Origin of the sequence: Pseudomonas botevensis (genome assembly GCF_019145475.1) — a bacterium.
In the GTDB taxonomy this organism is placed as follows: domain Bacteria; phylum Pseudomonadota; class Gammaproteobacteria; order Pseudomonadales; family Pseudomonadaceae; genus Aquipseudomonas; species Aquipseudomonas botevensis.
The window spans coordinates 105,409-123,057 of record NZ_JAHTKI010000012.1 but is presented as its reverse complement, the minus strand read 5'-3'; the positions used below and the strand labels follow the sequence as shown (position 1 = coordinate 123,057).

Annotated in this window: 16 protein-coding genes; 11 read left to right on the top strand and 5 right to left on the bottom strand. The window is 60.5% G+C overall.

Annotated features, from left to right (window positions below; genetic code table 11):
- Positions 1 to 248: 248 nt before the first annotated feature.
- On the bottom strand, positions 249 to 971 hold the full coding sequence (locus KVQ74_RS17275) for a tellurite resistance TerB family protein (protein ID WP_217832382.1): 723 nt from the start codon (positions 969 to 971) through the stop codon (positions 249 to 251).
- A 197-nt stretch (positions 972 to 1,168) separates the two neighbouring features.
- Between KVQ74_RS17275 and KVQ74_RS17270 the strand changes: the two genes are divergently transcribed.
- The 8 genes from KVQ74_RS17270 (at position 1,169) to KVQ74_RS17235 (ending at position 10,994) form a co-directional block, all read left to right on the top strand.
- Positions 1,169 to 2,083, top strand: a complete 915-nt coding sequence (locus KVQ74_RS17270; protein ID WP_217832381.1) for a LysR family transcriptional regulator — start codon at positions 1,169 to 1,171, stop codon at positions 2,081 to 2,083.
- 131 nt (positions 2,084 to 2,214) lie between these two features.
- Complete coding sequence (locus KVQ74_RS17265; protein WP_217832380.1) at positions 2,215 to 3,672, top strand: gamma-aminobutyraldehyde dehydrogenase; 1,458 nt, start codon at positions 2,215 to 2,217, stop codon at positions 3,670 to 3,672.
- Between the two features lie 83 nt (positions 3,673 to 3,755).
- Positions 3,756 to 4,907, top strand: coding sequence for a putative ABC transporter substrate-binding protein YdcS (gene ydcS, locus KVQ74_RS17260; protein ID WP_217832379.1), 1,152 nt, complete (start codon positions 3,756 to 3,758; stop codon positions 4,905 to 4,907).
- Positions 4,908 to 5,058: 151 nt separating this feature from the next.
- Positions 5,059 to 6,096, top strand: coding sequence for an ABC transporter ATP-binding protein (locus KVQ74_RS17255; RefSeq protein ID WP_217832378.1), 1,038 nt, complete (start codon positions 5,059 to 5,061; stop codon positions 6,094 to 6,096).
- A gap of 1 nt (position 6,097) precedes the next feature.
- Positions 6,098 to 7,033, top strand: coding sequence for an ABC transporter permease (locus KVQ74_RS17250; RefSeq protein WP_217832377.1), 936 nt, complete (start codon positions 6,098 to 6,100; stop codon positions 7,031 to 7,033).
- A complete protein-coding gene (locus KVQ74_RS17245; RefSeq protein ID WP_217832376.1) occupies positions 7,023 to 7,832 on the top strand; it encodes an ABC transporter permease in 810 nt (269 codons plus the stop codon). The genes KVQ74_RS17250 and KVQ74_RS17245 overlap by 11 nt, the downstream gene beginning before the upstream one ends.
- 79 nt (positions 7,833 to 7,911) lie before the next feature.
- Positions 7,912 to 9,336 (top strand): gamma-aminobutyraldehyde dehydrogenase, encoded by a 1,425-nt coding sequence (locus KVQ74_RS17240; RefSeq protein WP_217832375.1) that lies wholly within the window; start codon positions 7,912 to 7,914, stop codon positions 9,334 to 9,336.
- A 173-nt stretch (positions 9,337 to 9,509) separates the two neighbouring features.
- The gene (locus tag KVQ74_RS17235; RefSeq protein ID WP_217832374.1) at positions 9,510 to 10,994 is read left to right on the top strand and encodes an APC family permease; all 1,485 of its coding nucleotides are present in this window, start codon (positions 9,510 to 9,512) and stop codon (positions 10,992 to 10,994) included.
- A gap of 40 nt (positions 10,995 to 11,034) precedes the next feature.
- Here KVQ74_RS17235 and KVQ74_RS17230 read toward each other — a convergent pair whose 3' ends face one another.
- Together KVQ74_RS17230 and KVQ74_RS17225 are read right to left on the bottom strand one after the other, a co-directional pair.
- Entirely contained in the window at positions 11,035 to 11,661 is a 627-nt protein-coding gene (locus tag KVQ74_RS17230; RefSeq protein ID WP_217832373.1) for an RloB family protein, read from the bottom strand.
- A gap of 2 nt (positions 11,662 to 11,663) precedes the next feature.
- The gene (locus KVQ74_RS17225) at positions 11,664 to 12,917 is read right to left on the bottom strand and encodes an AAA family ATPase (protein ID WP_217832372.1); all 1,254 of its coding nucleotides are present in this window, start codon (positions 12,915 to 12,917) and stop codon (positions 11,664 to 11,666) included.
- A 440-nt stretch (positions 12,918 to 13,357) separates the two neighbouring features.
- On the opposite strand from KVQ74_RS17225, the gene KVQ74_RS17220 reads away from it, so the two are divergent.
- Together KVQ74_RS17220 and KVQ74_RS17215 are read left to right on the top strand one after the other, a co-directional pair.
- Positions 13,358 to 13,858, top strand: a complete 501-nt coding sequence (locus tag KVQ74_RS17220) for a BRO-N domain-containing protein (protein ID WP_217832371.1) — start codon at positions 13,358 to 13,360, stop codon at positions 13,856 to 13,858.
- Between the two features lie 101 nt (positions 13,859 to 13,959).
- On the top strand, positions 13,960 to 14,163 hold the full coding sequence (locus KVQ74_RS17215; protein ID WP_217832370.1) for a hypothetical protein: 204 nt from the start codon (positions 13,960 to 13,962) through the stop codon (positions 14,161 to 14,163).
- Positions 14,164 to 14,170: 7 nt separating this feature from the next.
- Here KVQ74_RS17215 and KVQ74_RS17210 read toward each other — a convergent pair whose 3' ends face one another.
- Positions 14,171 to 14,356, bottom strand: coding sequence for a hypothetical protein (locus KVQ74_RS17210; RefSeq protein WP_217832369.1), 186 nt, complete (start codon positions 14,354 to 14,356; stop codon positions 14,171 to 14,173).
- A gap of 404 nt (positions 14,357 to 14,760) precedes the next feature.
- On the opposite strand from KVQ74_RS17210, the gene KVQ74_RS17205 reads away from it, so the two are divergent.
- A complete protein-coding gene (locus KVQ74_RS17205; protein ID WP_217832368.1) occupies positions 14,761 to 16,389 on the top strand; it encodes a glucan biosynthesis protein D in 1,629 nt (542 codons plus the stop codon).
- 91 nt (positions 16,390 to 16,480) lie between these two features.
- Here KVQ74_RS17205 and KVQ74_RS17200 read toward each other — a convergent pair whose 3' ends face one another.
- Positions 16,481 to 17,587, bottom strand: coding sequence for an NADH:flavin oxidoreductase/NADH oxidase (locus KVQ74_RS17200; protein WP_217832367.1), 1,107 nt, complete (start codon positions 17,585 to 17,587; stop codon positions 16,481 to 16,483).
- Between the last annotated feature and the right edge of the window lie 62 nt (positions 17,588 to 17,649).

Sequence of the window (17,649 nt, the reverse complement as noted above, 5' to 3'; positions counted from 1 at the left end):
AGTCATTCCTCGGGCACAGGTCGAAATGCGGGGGAGTATAGCTGAGGGCGGTGTTTCATTTATAAGACGTGTTGCCGCTCCTCACCTTCCCGACACAAGTGCCGGCAAGGCTCTGGGAGGGGACTGTCGGGCATGACGCGGAACGCTTGCCAGCGACGCAATGGCAAAAAGGGGCGATGTATTGGCCATCATCGGCCTCTCGGCAGCGCTGTGGCGGGCGCGTTGGCGTCCCGCCACGGCGATGCAGGTCACGCAGAAGCCACTCGTACCTGCTTTTCCAGCTCGAGCTTCAACCCCGGCTCCAGCTTCAATTGCCGCGCCAGTTCGTCCAGATAGGACTTTTCCATGAAGTTCTCCTCGTCCACCAGCATCACGCTGGCGACGTACATCTCCGCCGCCATTTCCGGGGTGCTGGCGACGCGGGCGACATCGGCTGGATCGAGGGGTTTGTTGAGCTCGGCGTGCAGCCAGTGTTGCAGTTCCTGATCGTTGTCGAGCCGGGTGAACTCGCCTTCGATCAACTGACGCTCACGGTCGTCGATGTGGCCATCGGCTTTCGCTGCCGCGACCAGAGCCTTGAGAATCGCTTGGCTGTGTTGCTCGGCCTGCACGGGCGGCAGGCGATCCAGGGTCTGCGGTTCGGTTTGCGGCGCGGTGCCTTTCTGGGCGTTCCAGTTGCCGTAGGCCTTGTAGGCAATCACCCCCAACGCCGCGAGGCCGCCATAGATCGCGACCTTGCCACCCACCTTGCGCGCCTTCTTGCTCCCCAGCAGCAGACCCATGGCCCCGGCCGCCAGCGCGCCGCCACCGGCGCCGGAGAGCAGACTGCCGAGCCCGCCACTGCCGGAAGCCCCGCCGAGCAAACCGCCCAGGCCACCGGCAGCCGGTTTGTTCTGCGCCCCGCCAGCCTTGTCCTTCAACAGCTCCTGGCCAGACTTGAGTAATTGATCGAGCAATCCACGGGTGTTCATGTTCCGCCTCCAAACAGGGGTTATCCGGATCAACAAGGCCCTCAGACTAGTCCGAAAGTGCCCTCCCCCCACTTGTGAGTGTGCTTCCAGATGTTGCTCCAGCGGGTACTCGCAGCCTGCCGCTGAAAGCTCCCCACTCAAAAAACCGATATACACTCGGAGCAATCTATAAAAACCGCCCACCGGGTATTCCCTCCATGATGACCTTGCGTCAGATCCGTCACTTCATCGCCGTGGCCGAGACCGGTTCGATCTCCGCCGCCGCGCAAACCGCGTTCATTTCCCAATCGACCCTGACCCTGGCGATCCAGCAACTGGAAGAGGAAATCGGCGTCAGCCTGTTCAACCGCCACGCCAAGGGCATGACCCTGACGCACCAAGGACATCAATTCCTGCGCCAGGCGCACTTGATTCTGGCGACCGTGGACAACGCCAAACGCAGCCTGCAACAAAGCACCGATCAGGTTGCCGGGCAGTTGATCGTCGGCGTGACCAGCCTGGTGGCGGGTTACTACCTGGCGGACTTGCTCACGCGATTCCAGCGCGCCTATCCCAATGTCGAAATCCGGGTGATGGAAGACGAGCGCCCGTACATCGAGCATTTGCTGGTCAGCGGCGAAATCGATGTCGGGGTATTGATCCTGTCCAACCTCGAAGACCGCCATGCCTTGCAGACCGAAGTCCTGACCCATTCACCGCACCGCTTGTGGCTGCCGGCCCAGCATCCGTTGCTGGAACACGACAGCATCACCCTCGCCGACGTCGCCCGCGAGCCATTGATTCAACTGAATGTCGACGAGATGGATCGCAACGCTCAACGACTGTGGCGCGGCGCTGGCCTGCAACCAAAAATCACTTTGCGAACGGCGTCCACCGAGGCTGTGCGCAGCCTGGTGGCGGCGGGTCTCGGCGTTTCGATCCAGCCGGACATGACCTACCGCCCGTGGTCGCTGGAGGGCGACATCATCGAAGCGCGGCCGATTGCCGACCTCAGCCAGACCCTCGATGTCGGTCTGGCCTGGCGCCGTGGCACCGCCCGGCCAGCGTTGGTCGATCCGTTCCTGACCGTCGCCCGCGAGCAGCCCAACGGCGGACGCAAGCCATCTATTTAATCGAATGCCACCTTCAGTATTTAGAATTTGTCGACCCCGCAGGCGCGCACTAGTCTTGCTGCATCTCATAAGACGGTCGGCTTCCGGGGCACGGGAGCCACATGACCACACAAGAAAAGAGAACACGGAAAATGGCTGGCGCGCAGACCCCGATGTGTACCGCGTTATTGATCGACGGCGAACTGGTCGCCGGCCAGGGTTTCGTCGAGCCAATCCTCAACCCGGCCACCGGTGAAGTCCTGACTCACATTGCCGAAGCCAGTACCGAACAAGTCGAAGCCGCGATCCTCGCCGCCCACCGGGCCTTTGCCGAATGGTCGCGCACCACCCCGCAACAACGCTCCAACCTGCTGCTGGATATTGCCGGCGCCGTGGAAAAACACGCCGATCACCTCGCCCGTCTCGAAGCACTGAACTGTGGCAAGCCACTGCACCTGGCGCGTCAGGATGACCTGAGCGCCACGGTCGATGTGTTTCGGTTCTTCGCCGGTGCCGTGCGCTGCCAGACCGGCCAACTGAGCGGCGAATACCTGCCGGGCTACACCAGCATGGTGCGCCGCGACCCGATTGGCGTGGTGGCGTCCATCGCGCCGTGGAACTACCCGATCATGATGGCCGCGTGGAAGATCGCCCCGGCCCTGGCCGCCGGCAACACGTTGGTGTTCAAACCGTCGGAACACACGCCGCTGTCGATTCTGGCGCTGGCGCCAGCATTGGCCGAAATCCTGCCGCGCGGAGTGATCAATATCATCTGCGGCGGTGGCGAAGGGGTCGGCAGCCATCTGGTCGGGCATCCTAAAGTGCGCATGGTGTCGCTGACCGGCGATATCGTCACCGGCCAGAAAATCCTCCAGGCCGCCGCGAAAACCCTCAAACGCACTCATCTGGAACTCGGCGGCAAAGCGCCGGTGATCGTTTGCAACGACGCCGATCTGCAAGCCGTGGTCGAAGGCGTGCGCACCTACGGCTATTACAACGCGGGCCAGGACTGCACGGCGGCGTGCCGGATCTACGCCCAGGCCGGCATCCACGACAAACTGGTCGCCGAACTGGGCGCGGCGGTCAGCAGCCTGCGCTTCGCCGGCAAGCGTGACGCCGACAACGAAATCGGCCCGCTGATCAGCACTCGCCAGCGCGACCGCGTGGCCAGTTTCGTCGAACGCGCCCTCGGCCAGCCGCACATCGAACGGGTGACCGGCGCGGCGGTGCATTCCGGCGCCGGGTTCTTCTATCAACCGACGTTGCTGGCCGGTTGCAAACAGAGCGACGAAATCGTCCAGCGCGAAGTGTTCGGGCCAGTGGTCACCGTGACCCGTTTCGATGAGCTGTCCCAGGCCGTGGACTGGGCCAACGACTCGGAATACGGCCTCGCCTCGTCGGTGTGGACGCAGAATCTGGACAAGGCGATGCAGGTTGCCGCGCGGCTGCAATACGGCTGCACCTGGATCAACAGCCATTTCATGCTGGTCAGCGAAATGCCCCACGGCGGCCTGAAACGCTCCGGCTACGGCAAAGACTTATCCAGCGATTCGCTACAGGACTACAGCGTGGTGCGGCACATCATGGCCCGCCATGGCCAGCATCTCTGACTACGCTAATAACAAGCCGCTCACGGCATGCTTCACCGCGTTCACAACTGCCCCGACCATAATTTAAAGAAGAGGGATCAACCATGTTCGTGTACAAGACCGCACTTTTCAGTGCAATCACCACGGCCCTGCTGGCCAGCGTCAGCGTGCAGGCCGCCGAGCCGTTGAAGGCTGTCGGCGCTGGCGAGGGGCAACTGGATATCGTCGCCTGGCCGGGCTACATCGAACGCGGTGAAAGCGACAAGGCCTACGACTGGGTGACCGGTTTCGAGAAAGAAACCGGCTGCAAGGTCAACGTGAAAACCGCCGCCACCTCCGATGAAATGGTCAGCCTGATGGCCAAGGGCGGTTACGACCTGGTGACCGCGTCCGGCGACGCCTCGCTGCGGTTGATCGTCGGCAAGCGTGTGCAGCCGATCAACACCGCGCTGATCCCGAACTGGAAGAACCTCGACCCACGCCTGAAAGACGCGCCGTGGTACGTGGTCAACAAGCAGACCTACGGCAGCCCCTACCAGTGGGGTCCGAACGTGTTGATGTACAACACCAACTTGTTCAAGACCGCGCCGACCAGCTGGAGCGTGGTGTTCACCGAACAGAACCTGCCTGACGGCAAGCCGAACAAGGGCCGCGTGCAGGCCTACGACGGCCCGATCTACATCGCCGACGCGGCGCTGTACCTCAAGAGCACCAAGCCTGAGCTGGGCATCAAGGATCCGTACCAACTGACCGAGGAACAGTACAAGGCCGTGCTCGATCTGCTGCGCGCCCAGCAGCCGCTGATCCACCGCTACTGGCACGACGCGACCGTGCAGATGAGTGACTTCAAGAACGAAGGCGTGGCGGCGTCCAGCTCCTGGCCGTATCAGGTCAACGGGTTGACCACCGACAAGCAACCGATCGCCTCGACCATCCCGAAAGAAGGCGCCACCGGCTGGGCCGACACCACCATGCTGCACGCCGAAGCCAAGCACCCGAACTGCGCCTACAAGTGGATGGACTGGTCGCTGCAACCGAAAGTCCAGGGTGATGTGGCGGCGTGGTTTGGCTCGCTGCCGGCGGTTCCGGCGGCGTGCAAGGAGAGCGAACTGCTCGGCGCCGAAGGTTGCAAGACCAACGGTTTCGATCAATTCGACAAGATCGCCTTCTGGAAAACCCCACAGGCCGAGGGCGGCAAATTCGTGCCGTACAGCCGCTGGACTCAGGACTACATCGCGATCATGGGCGGCAGGTAGCGCTCGAAAATAACGCGGTCGGCTCCCTTTCCCCTCACCCGGAGGGAGAGGGAGCTAAAAGCGGAATGTCCGGCCTAACCCGGTCAGCTCCCTTTCCCCCTCGCCCCCTCCTGTCCACTATCGAACACACGCTTCACCGGAGCACCGCACCATGACGCTTGCAGTCCAGTTCACCAACGTTTCCCGGCAGTTCGGCGAGGTGAAGGCCGTTGACCGGGTTTCCATCGATATCCAGGACGGCGAGTTCTTTTCCATGCTCGGCCCTTCCGGCTCGGGCAAGACCACCTGCCTGCGCCTGATCGCCGGGTTCGAACAACCGAGCGCCGGCTCGATCCGCATTCACGGCGCCGAAGCGGCCGGTCTGCCGCCCTATCAGCGTGACGTCAACACCGTGTTCCAAGATTACGCGCTGTTCCCCCACATGAACGTGCTGGACAACGTTGCCTATGGCCTGAAGGTCAAGGGCGTGAGCAAGACCGAGCGCCACAAGCGCGCCGAGGAAGCCCTCGACATGGTCGCCCTCGGCGGCTACGGCACGCGCAAACCGGTGCAATTGTCCGGTGGTCAGCGCCAGCGCGTGGCCCTCGCCCGCGCACTGGTCAATCGCCCGCGCGTGTTGCTCCTCGATGAACCGCTGGGCGCGCTCGATCTGAAACTGCGCGAGCAAATGCAGAGCGAATTGAAAAAACTGCAACGCCAGCTCGGCATCACGTTCATCTTCGTCACCCACGATCAGACCGAAGCACTGTCGATGTCTGACCGCGTGGCCGTGTTCAACAAGGGTCGCATCGAGCAGGTCGACACCCCGCGCAATCTGTACATGAAACCGACCACCACGTTCGTCGCCGAATTCGTCGGCACCTCGAACGTGATTCGTGGTGATCTGGCGCGCCAGCTCAGCGGCCACGAGCAACCGTTTTCCATTCGCCCGGAACACGTGCGTTTCGCCGCAGGCCCGCTATCCGAAGATGAAATCGAAGTCAGCGGCCTGCTCCACGACATCCAGTACCAGGGCAGCGCCACGCGCTATGAACTGAAGCTGGAAAACGGCCAGACCCTGAGCATCAGCCAGGCCAACAACCAGTGGATCGACAGCAGCGCGCAACACCAGACCGGCCAGCGCCTCACCGCACGCTGGGCGCGGGAAGCGATGATCCCGCTGCACGACACCGTCCAGGGCGGGGTGTGACATGAGCACGCTCGCGATGACTCAATCGCCGCCGTTGCGCAGGTTTTCCAACCTGCTCTACCGCAAACCGAACCTGTATCTGTCGCTGCTGCTGGTGCCGCCGCTGCTGTGGTTCGGCGCGATCTATCTCGGCTCGCTGCTGGTGCTGTTGTGGCAGGGTTTCTACACCTTCGACGACTTCACCATGGCGGTCACGCCGGACCTGACCCTGGCCAATTTCGCCGCGCTGTTCCAGCCGTCGAACTTCGACATCATCCTGCGCACCCTGAGCATGGCCGTGGTCGTGTCGATCGCCAGCGCCATCGTCGCGTTCCCGATCGCCTACTACATGGCCCGCTACACCACCGGTAAAACCAAGGCGTTTTTCTACATCGCGGTGATGATGCCGATGTGGGCCAGCTACATCGTCAAGGCCTACGCCTGGACGCTGCTGCTGGCCAAGGGCGGCGTGGCGCAGTGGTTCGTTCAGCACCTGGGACTGGAGCCGGTCCTGCAATTCATTCTGGGGATTCCCGGCGTGGGCGGCAGCACCTTGTCGACCTCGCATCTGGGGCGGTTCATGGTGTTCGTCTACATCTGGCTGCCGTTCATGATCCTGCCGATCCAGGCCTCGCTGGAACGCTTGCCGCCGTCGCTGCTGCAAGCCTCCGCCGACCTCGGTGCGAAACCGCGCCAGACCTTCATGCAGGTGATTCTGCCGCTGTCGGTGCCAGGCATCGCGGCTGGCTCGATCTTCACTTTCTCGCTGACCCTGGGCGATTTCATCGTGCCGCAACTGGTCGGCCCGCCGGGCTACTTCGTCGGCAGCATGGTTTATGCGCAGCAAGGGGCGATTGGCAATATGCCGATGGCCGCAGCGTTCACTTTGGTGCCGATTGTGTTGATCGCGGTTTACCTGTCCATCGTCAAACGTCTGGGGGCCTTCGATGCACTCTGAGAAAGCTTCTCTAGGCCTGAAAATCGCCGCCTGGGGCGGGTTGGTGTTCCTGCACTTCCCGATCCTGATCATCTTCCTCTACGCCTTCAACACCGAAGACGCGGCGTTCAGCTTTCCACCCAAGGGCTTCACGCTGCACTGGTTCAGCGTGGCGTTCGGACGTCCGGACGTGCTGGAAGCGATCAAGCTGTCGCTGCAAATCGCGGCCATCGCCACGCTGATCGCCATGGTGCTCGGCACCCTCGCGTCGGCGGCGTTGTACCGACGGGACTTCTTCGGCAAGCAGGGCATTTCGCTGATGCTGATCCTGCCCATCGCCCTGCCGGGGATCATCACCGGTATCGCGCTGCTGGCGACGTTCAAGTCGCTGGGGATCGAGCCGGGGATGTTCACCATCATCGTCGGCCACGCGACCTTCTGTGTGGTGATCGTCTACAACAACGTCATCGCCCGTTTGCGCCGCACTTCTCACAGTCTGATCGAGGCCTCGATGGACCTCGGCGCCGACGGCTGGCAGACCTTCCGCTACATCATCCTGCCCAATCTCGGCTCGGCGCTGCTGGCCGGCGGCATGCTGGCGTTTGCGCTGTCATTCGACGAAATCATCGTCACCACCTTCACCGCCGGGCATGAACGCACCTTGCCGCTGTGGCTGCTCAACCAATTGAGCCGCCCACGGGACGTGCCGGTGACCAACGTCGTCGCGATGATGGTGATGCTGGTGACCATGCTGCCGATCCTCGGCGCCTACTACCTGACCCGGGGTGGCGAGAGCGTGGCCGGCAGCGGCGGCAAATGAACACCTGACTAACACCGCCATCATCCCTTGCGGGATTCGGTTTCAGCAGAAAAATAAAAGTGCCAGTGAGGACAAATCCATGCAAACCAAACTCTTGATCAACGGCCAATTGGTCAACGGCGAAGGCCCGGCACAACCGGTGCTCAACCCGGCGCTCGGCGAAGTGCTGGTGGAAATCAACGAAGCCAGCGAGGCCCAGGTCGACGCCGCCGTGCGCGCCGCTGACAGCGCATTCGCCGAGTGGTCGCAGACCGCACCGAAAGACCGCTCTCTGTTGCTGCTCAAACTGGCCGACGCCATCGAAGCCCATGGCGAGGAACTGGCGAAACTGGAGTCGGACAACTGCGGCAAGCCCTACAGCGCCGCACTGAACGACGAGATTCCGGCCATCGCCGACGTGTTCCGCTTCTTCGCTGGCGCCAACCGTTGCATGAGCGGTTCGGCCGGCGGCGAATATCTGCCCGGTCACACCTCGATGATCCGCCGCGATCCGGTCGGCGTGATCGCCTCCATCGCGCCGTGGAACTACCCGCTGATGATGGTCGCCTGGAAAATCGCCCCGGCCCTCGCCGCCGGTAATACCGTGGTGCTCAAGCCGTCGGAACAAACCCCGCTGACCGCGTTGCGTCTGGTTGAACTGGCGTCGGAAATTTTCCCGGCCGGCGTACTCAATCTGGTGTTTGGCCGTGGGCCATCGGTGGGCAGCCCGTTGGTGACCCACCCGAAGGTGCGCATGGTGTCGCTCACCGGCTCGATCGCCACCGGCTCGAACATCATTTCCAGTACCGCCGACAGCGTCAAACGCATGCACATGGAGCTGGGCGGCAAGGCGCCGGTGATCATCTTCGACGATGCCGACATCGATGCCGCCGTCGAAGGCATTCGCACCTTCGGCTTCTACAACGCCGGCCAGGACTGCACCGCCGCTTGCCGGATCTACGCCCAGCAAGGCATCTACGACAAGTTCGTCGAAAAGCTCGGCGCAGCGGTCAGCAGCATCAAGTACGGCGTGCAGAATGATCCGTCCACCGAACTCGGGCCGCTGATTACCGCGCAACACCGTGACCGCGTCGCCGGGTTCGTCGAGCGCGCCGTGGCGCAGCCGCACATTCGCTTGATCACCGGCGGCAAGGCTGTGGAAGGCAACGGGTTCTTCTTTGAGCCCACCGTGCTGGCCGACGCTCAGCAGGACGACGAAATCGTCCGCCGCGAGGTGTTCGGGCCCGTGGTGTCGGTAACCAAATTCAACGACGAAGCGCAGGCGCTGGAGTGGGCCAACGATTCGGACTACGGCCTGGCGTCCTCGGTGTGGACGGCAGACGTCGGACGTGCACATCGGATGTCGGCGCGTTTGCAGTACGGCTGCACCTGGGTGAATACCCACTTCATGCTCGTCAGCGAAATGCCTCATGGCGGTCAGAAACTGTCCGGCTATGGCAAGGACATGTCCATGTACGGGTTGGAGGACTACACCACGGTTCGGCATGTGATGTTCAAGCACTGAATCTTTAGCAGCTTCGCGGGCAAGCCCGCTAGGGCATCACCTCGGTTTCAAGGCAGAAACCGTCACCACGCATCACCAGGCATTCAAAACAATAACCACCGATCCGGGCGGCGCCTGTGCGCCCCGCCACGGTTTCGGCTATCCGAAATCTGCCGATTTCACGGAGCAACCCCATGAGTGCATCACCCGATCTCTCGAGCGCTGTCGCCGACAGCGATGCCGAACAACTGCGTCAACTGGGCTACACCTCCAACTTCAACCGCAGCATGAGCCTGTGGGAAAACTTCGCTTTGGGCTTCACTTATCTGTCACCGGTCGTAGGGGTTTATACCCTGTTCGGCCTGTGCCTGGCGGCGGGTGGCCCACCGATGTTCTGGGCCTACTTGCTGGTCGGTTGCGGCCAGTTGCTGGTGTGCCTGATCTTCGGCGAAGTGGTTTCGCAGTTCCCGATTTCCGGCGGCGTTTATCCGTGGGCACGCCGTCTGGTGGGCAAAAAATGGGCGTGGATGGTCGGCTGGATCTACTCCATCGCACTCTGCGTGACGATTGCTGCCGTTGCGGTCGGCGCCGGCCCGTACTTGGCCGCGATGATGGGTTTTGAACCGAGCAATAACACCAACATCGTCATCGCTCTGCTGCTGACCTTGTTCGCCACGCTGGTCAATCTCAGCGGCACCAAGACCCTGGCGCGGATCGCCATGTTCGGCTTCCTCTGCGAACTGGTCGGCGCGGTGATCGTCGGCGTGTACCTGCTGATCTTCGAGCGTCATCAACCGATCAGCGTGCTGTTCAACACCTTCGACATCAGCGTCGACGGCTCCTACCTGCCGGCATTCCTCACCGCCTCGCTGGCGGGGATGTTCCTCTACTACGGCTTCGAGGCCTGTGGCGACGTCGCCGAAGAAACCCCGAACCCGAGCAAGAAAATCCCGGTGGCCATGCGCATGACCATCTACATCGGCGGCATCGCAGCGATGTTCGCCTGCCTGGCGCTGATCCTCGCCGTGCCGGACATGCAAGCGGTGATCAACGGCACCGACAAGGACCCGGTCACCACCATCCTCAACAACGCCTTCGGCCCGGTCGGTTCGAAACTGGTGATGGGCGTGGTGATGATTTCCTTCATCTCCTGCGTCATCAGCCTGCAAGCAGCGGCGAGTCGTCTGCTGTACTCCTACGCCCGGGACGAAATGGTCATCGGCAGCCGACTGCTGAAAAAGATTTCTCCTACGACACAAGTGCCGGTTGCCGCGCTGTTCGTGTCCGGTGTCCTGCCGGCCCTGATCATCGCCCTCGGTTTCTTCCTGCAAGACGCCGTGGCCACCATCGTCAGCTTCGCCGCCATCGGCATCTACCTCGCGTTCCAGATGATCGTCCTGGCCTCCCTGTACGCCCGCAGCAAAGGCTGGAAACCGAGTGGCAAATTCACCCTCGGCGCCTGGGGCTGGCCGGTGAACATCGGTGCGCTGGTCTACGGCGTCGGCGCAATCATCAACATGGCCTGGCCACGCACGCCGGATGCGGCGTGGTACATCAACTACGCGATGGTGCTGAGTACGGTAATCGTAATTGGGCTGGGGTTGGTATACATGTGGATTGGCAAGCCGTATGACCATGGGAAGGCGCCGGCTGGGGATGCTTGGAAGGTCGGGCGTTAAATAAAGTAACTGCCCGCAAGGATGCGGGCAGCGTTTGTGGCTAGATCAGTTGAGGCCTGGAAAGTGTTTCGAACTCATCCATCAATAGATGAATTTCGGTACTTGGATTGGGTTCGCCGCTCAGAACGACATCTTCAAGCACTTTCGGCGCCTGAGCCCTCGCCACTCGAAATGGCTCACCCAGCAGTTGAGTGAAGTAGCTTGTGTTCCTGCCTTTTTCATATTTTTCCATATTCGGTTTTGCCCTCAGGCTCTTGGTAACCAATTCGCCCGGCGAGTTTTTCCCAACAGCTCGGAAAGGCTTGCGACTGAAACCAAAGTGCAGCAGAAGCCAGAACTCGAAACATGGATACGATGCGATGACCTTGATTCTTGGATGCGACTTCACCGCGTTCAAAGCACGCTCGAAACATGGGTGAGTATCGCGATCCAATACGCAGAAGACTTTGTCGAAACAGTCTTGGCGCACAATCGCCCGCTCAACGATTCCGCTCGGATGTGTAACACCGCAATGCACAATTTCAACCTGCGCTCTGGCCCGGAAGTAAAACGCAGCCTCCTCCAGATAGCGCTTCCCGGACTGGCTGTCTTCACACAACACCAACACCCGGGGTTGCGCCTTGAAACGGGACGCCTTGCGTTCAAACGACGTGCTCGAACTTCCCATCTTCAACCTCGCCTGAGCAGCGGTAACCCGCGATAACGACCTTCGAAATAGCGCTTCTCCACATCCTCGCTTTCCCGGCCTTCAAAGTCGTGAACGGAAAACAGACTCGTCGCGCCATGAGCATCACGCTCCGTTATCCAGAACTGATCCCGGCGAAGAATCTTTTCATTCATCAAGTGCGTGTCATGTGTGGTGAAGATCAGTTGCGTTTGCAGACCACTGTCGAGGTGTTTACCGATCAAGTCCGCGACGATTTCGGGATGGAGACTGCTGTCCAGTTCATCGACACACAAAATCCCGCTGCCACCGGCCTGATTCATCATGAACCAGGGCAACCAGAAGCCGATCAGGTTCTTTGTGCCGCACGATTCTTCCGAAAAGTCGAATTGCGCAGCGCCCGAGACCGTGGAATGCGTAAGAGTCACTTTGTCCTGTTGCGCAGCTGCAAAAAACTCTTTCAAAGTCAGTTTTCTATTGTCCGGGCACACTGCTGCATCCTCTGAACTGAGGTGAATGGCCGATACCGGAATATCCAGTGCACTTAGAAAATCACGCAGATCGCCTGTGTGGTTTTTGACCATTTGCAGAAACCGAATCGAAGCTGTTGATAACCCCGGCATGTTGTTTTGTTCAATCACCAACAGACCCGATTGAAACCAGCCAAATGGTGCCCGCAACTGGTTCAGTTCTTCACTGCTGTTTGCCACGGCCTGCGCAATAAACAGCATTTTCGGATTGGTCAGCCGGCGCCAGGCGTTATGCACCTCCTTGCCACCTTCAAGGGTTTTACCAAAGATGTAATGCTCGCCATGCTCATCAAACTGGCGGTGATACAGAAGCGTTTCCTTGCCCTTGGGGTAGACGAGCAACTGCTCCTGAACAATTCGTCGGGCATTCAAACCGAGCACGAACCGATAACGCATCCCGTCCTGGATGAAGTCGTATTCAAAGACGCTGGGGGCCTCTTTAAGCGTGTCATCGAAGCGAAAGGCAGAAGCGGGAAGCACCTCGTCATTGGAACCGGCGGGAGTCGCCAGCAAGCGTCCCACGACACCCATCGCCCGAATCAAGGATGACTTGCCCGAAGCGTTAGGACCGTAGATGGCGGCGACCTTCAATAAGTCGGGAAGCTTTTCCGCATGGACGGCTAACTTGAACGTGTTGCGCGTTTTGCTCAAACGGGGGCTCGCCGCCATGGACAAGGTTTGCCTGTCCCGGAACGAGCGGTAATTGGAAACTGAAAATTCGATCAGCATGGAGAAAACCTGCGGTTCATTCCTTGGATTCGAATAAATAAAGGAAAAACAGCGGGCCAGGTGCAGTCTCTCTGCGGGACATGCAAAAACAGGAAATTCCTACAGACGCAACCTTCGTGACAGACCATCAATTCCTACGAATTGCGTCGACAGAGTAGACTTGGCGCCGCTAGCGCCTGACCGATAGGCTTTATCCCGTCGCTGCCCAATCAGCGGCCCGGGGTCGAAGCCGGAAAACTGTCAAAACGGTGCTTGCGTGCCCCCATTGAACTGCGGCTGCTTTGCAACTTCAGTTCTGCGTTATGGCGGGCCGTGTGGCGCGGGCCTTCCGGCTTTTCCGTTTCGACAGGAAGTAACCCGACTTCGAACGCCACTCGGTTCGCCACCCAACCTGTCGGAGGGTTGATGGCGACTTTCCAATTCGAAACGGAAGTCAAAGCATGCACACTCAAAATTCAATTCCCGAGTTTTTCACCCCCACAGTGTTCACCCGGCACAATCGCTTTCTTCACACGCTTTTTCTCAAGTACCAAGCCTGGTTCTGCGTACAAGATCTCGGTCGACTCATGGGGCAACCACTGAATGAACGTCTCACCCAGAAGCTCGACCCCGACCAGCGCCGCACCGTCAGATTGCGCAAGAACGGCAAAATTATCGAGACGCCAATGGTCAGCGAATCCGGCATGTACGCGCTGCTCGTCCATCATTTCATCCCGGAAAACCGCAACCTGCGCCAATGGCTGAGCAATGAAGTCATTCCGATGTTGCGAGAAACCGGCTCAACACCTGAGCAGAACGGCCCGAGTCTGAGTTCAGTGCATTGGGCCGGCGTCACCGTCCCGCTGTTGCACTGGCAACAACAGGCATGGGTGAAATGGCGTGATATGCCTGAGTTGATACTCGGCCAGCAGCCATATCAGGCATCGGGGACGTGCAGCTGACGGCCTCACTTGGGCCAATGAAAAAGGGGGCGAACTCCAGAGTCCGCCCCCTTCAATGTTCACCCTCTACCTCGACCAATTTCTGACCGAGTCCCGAACAGATGCACAACGCCATCCCTGCACTACCGCCCATTCTCGAAATCATCCCGAGCGACGAGGGTTTTGCTGAAGACTACCTGCAAAAATTCCTCAAACAATGCGCGGTTGCCGAGCATCTGCACGCAATCAATGTCGGCCTCGCCGATGCTGATGCGGGTAAGTTGATTGATCTGGTTACCGTGAAAGCCAAATGGCTTTCACGGTAACCCTCTCTCAAAACCGCGAAACACTCCTCATCGCATCCACCAGATACCGCATCGCGATCCGGTCGCTTTCCGACAACTCCCGATACCGCTCCACCAGTTTCAGTTCATCAGGACTGAGCCGGCGCCTTCGCCGCACGTTTGAAAGGCAAGGAAAGATGCCCAGCATTTCGGTGATGCCTTGTACTTTTGCCATGGACGATGTCCTTCTCTGATACGTCAAGAATGTCTGGAAAACCGCATCGCCCTGCTCCTTTTCAGCAGCGATTTGAGCCCTACCGGCTGGATAAGTCGAACCGGTGATGCCCATAGGATAGAAATTAAATCGACGCTGAAAAGTGGTTTTTAGAGTAATTAGTCGAGAAAAGCAGAAATGCCCTCTAAATCAGAAAACCCTGTCGGATGTTTAACCGTAACGTCTTGTTTCATTGAGACACTTCGGCTTTGCTATCTACGAATTTTGCAAAGCCGGCGAACGGATTAAGCTAGCGGGCATCTGTGTATAGTCCATAGCGTTTGGCCGAAGGCTTGTCCGAACCGTAATTTCTGATCCAGTACGTGCCAGGAACGGCGCGGGATTGCTCACGACAGGTTGTATTTATGCACCGCAGGAATTTGCTCAAAGCGTCGATGGCCATTGCGGCTTACACCGGCCTCTCGGCCTCCGGTCTGCTCGCCGCCCGTGCCTGGGCCGCCGAGGGCGGTGCCGCCGACGGTGAAGCCCAGACGTTCGATTTCGAAGCGCTCAAGCGCCAGGCCAAGCAACTGGCCGGCACGGCTTATCAGGACACCAAACAGGTGTTGCCGCCGACCCTGGCGACCATGACCCCGCAGAACTTCAACGCGATCCGCTACGACGGCGAGCATTCACTGTGGAAGGAAAACAAGGGTCAGCTCGACGTGCAGTTTTTCCACGTCGGCATGGGTTTCCGCCAGCCGGTGCGCATGTACAGCGTCGATCCCAAGACCCGCACCGCGCGTGAAGTGCACTTCCGCCCGAAACTGTTCAACTACGAAAACACTTCGGTCGACACCCAGCAGCTCAAGGGCGACCTGGGGTTTGCCGGCTTCAAGCTGTTCAAGGCGCCGGAGCTGGATCGCCATGACGTGGTGTCGTTTCTCGGCGCCAGCTACTTCCGCGCGGTGGACGCCACTGGCCAATATGGCCTCTCGGCGCGCGGTCTGGCCGTCGATACCTACGCCAAGAAGCGCGAGGAATTCCCTGACTTCACCAAGTTCTGGTTCGAGACCCCGGACCAGAATGCCACCCGTTTCGTGGTCTACGCCCTGCTCGACTCGCCGAGCGCCACCGGTGCCTATCGTTTCGACATCGATTGCCAGGCCGAGCGCGTGGTGATGGAAATCGACGCCCACATCAATGCGCGCACCGCCATCGAACAACTGGGCATCGCGCCGATGACCAGCATGTTCAGTTGCGGCACGCACGAACGCCGCATGTGCGACACCATCCACCCGCAAATCCACGACTCCGACCGCCTGGCCATGTGGCGCGGCAACGGCGAGTGGATCTGCCGCCCGCTGAACAACCCGGCGACCCTGCAATTCAACGCCTTCGCCGACAAGGATCCGAAGGGGTTCGGCCTGGTGCAGACTGACCACGAATTCGCCAACTATCAGGACACCGTCGACTGGTACAGCCGGCGCCCGAGCCTGTGGGTAGAACCTACGACCGCCTGGGGCGAAGGCTCCGTCGATCTGCTGGAAATTCCGACAACCGGCGAGACGCTGGATAACATCGTCGCATTCTGGACACCGAAAAAACCGGTGGCCGCCGGCGACTCGCTGAACTACGGCTACAAGCTCTACTGGAGCGCCCTGCCACCGGTCGGCACGCCGCTGGCGCGGGTACACGCGACCCGTTCCGGCATGGGCGGGTTCACCGAAGGCTGGGCACCGGGCGAGCATTACCCGCCGGTCTGGGCGCGGCGTTTTGCCGTGGACTTCACCGGCGGCGGTCTGGAGCGCTTGCCGCAGGGCACCGGGATCGAGCCGGTGGTGACTTGCTCCAACGGCAAGGTGCAGGACTTCAGCGTGCTGGTGCTGGACGAGATCAAGGGTTACCGGATTCTCTTCGACTGGTATCCAACCAACGACAGCACGGACCCGGTGGAGCTGCGGCTGTTCATCCGCACCAACGACCGCACGCTGAGCGAAACCTGGCTGTACCAGTATTTCCCGCCGGCGCCGGACAAGCGCAAATACCCGTAAGGGTCTGAGACGCCGAGACAGCGTCGCTGCCTCCATCAAGCAAAAAGCCCCAACCATCACTGGCTGGGGCTTTTTGCTGTCTGGCGTTCACTCAATCGCGCAAATCAGACTCATGAATCGGCTGATCGCGATGGGTCGCCCGTTGATACTGAGCCGGCCAGGTCGCCTTGCGCCCGCCCAGGTCGTCATCGGCGTGCAGCGGCCAGTACGGATCGCGTAGCAGTTCGCGGGCGAGGAAGATGATGTCGGCCTGGCAGGTACGCAGAATGTGTTCGGCCTGCGCCGGCTCGGTAATCATGCCCACGGTGCCAGTGGCGACACCTGACTCCTTGCGCACCCGTTCGGCGAAGCGTGTCTGGTAACCCGGTCCGACCGGAATTTCCGCGTTCGCCGCCGTGCCGCCGGACGAGACGTCGATCAGGTCGGTGCCCAAGGCTTTCAGGCGTCGCGCCAGCTCTACGGTTTCATCCGGGTTCCAGCCGTCCTCGACCCAATCGGTGGCCGACACCCGCACGAACACCGGCAATTCCTCCGGCCATACCGCGCGCACGGCTTCGGTGACTTGCAGCACCAGGCGGATGCGGTTTTCAAAGGACCCGCCGTACTGATCACGGCGCTGATTACTCAAGGGCGAAAGAAACTGGTGCAACAGATAACCGTGCGCCGCATGGACTTCCACGACTTTGAAACCGGCGGTCAACGCACGTTTGGCGGCATCGACAAAGGCCTGGATGACCTCGGCGATCTGCCCCTCATCCAGCTGTTTCGGTTGGGTATGTTGCGGATCGAAGGCAATCGGCGATGGCCCGACCGGGGTCCAGCCGCCATCGTCCGGTTTGACGCTGCCATGCTTGCCGATCCACGGGCGATGGGTGCTGGCCTTGCGCCCGGCGTGGGCCAGTTGAATGCCGGCCACCGCGCCCTGGGCGGTGATGAAACGGGTGATGCGTTGCAGCGGTGCGATCTGTTCGTCGTTCCACAAGCCAAGGTCTTCGGCGGTGATCCGCCCGTCGGCGGTAACCGCCGTGGCTTCCGTGAACACCAGGCCGGCGCCGCCCACCGCGCGGCTGCCGAGATGTACCAGATGCCAGTCGTTGGCCAGGCCGTCGACGCTGGAATACTGGCACATGGGCGACACGGCGATGCGGTTGGACAGGGTCAGTTGGCGAAGGGTAAAGGGTTCAAGCAGCAGACTCATGGGGCACCTCTCGAATCAGTGGGCAGGCTCCAGGGTTCTGTTTGAATAGTCGACGAGTGACA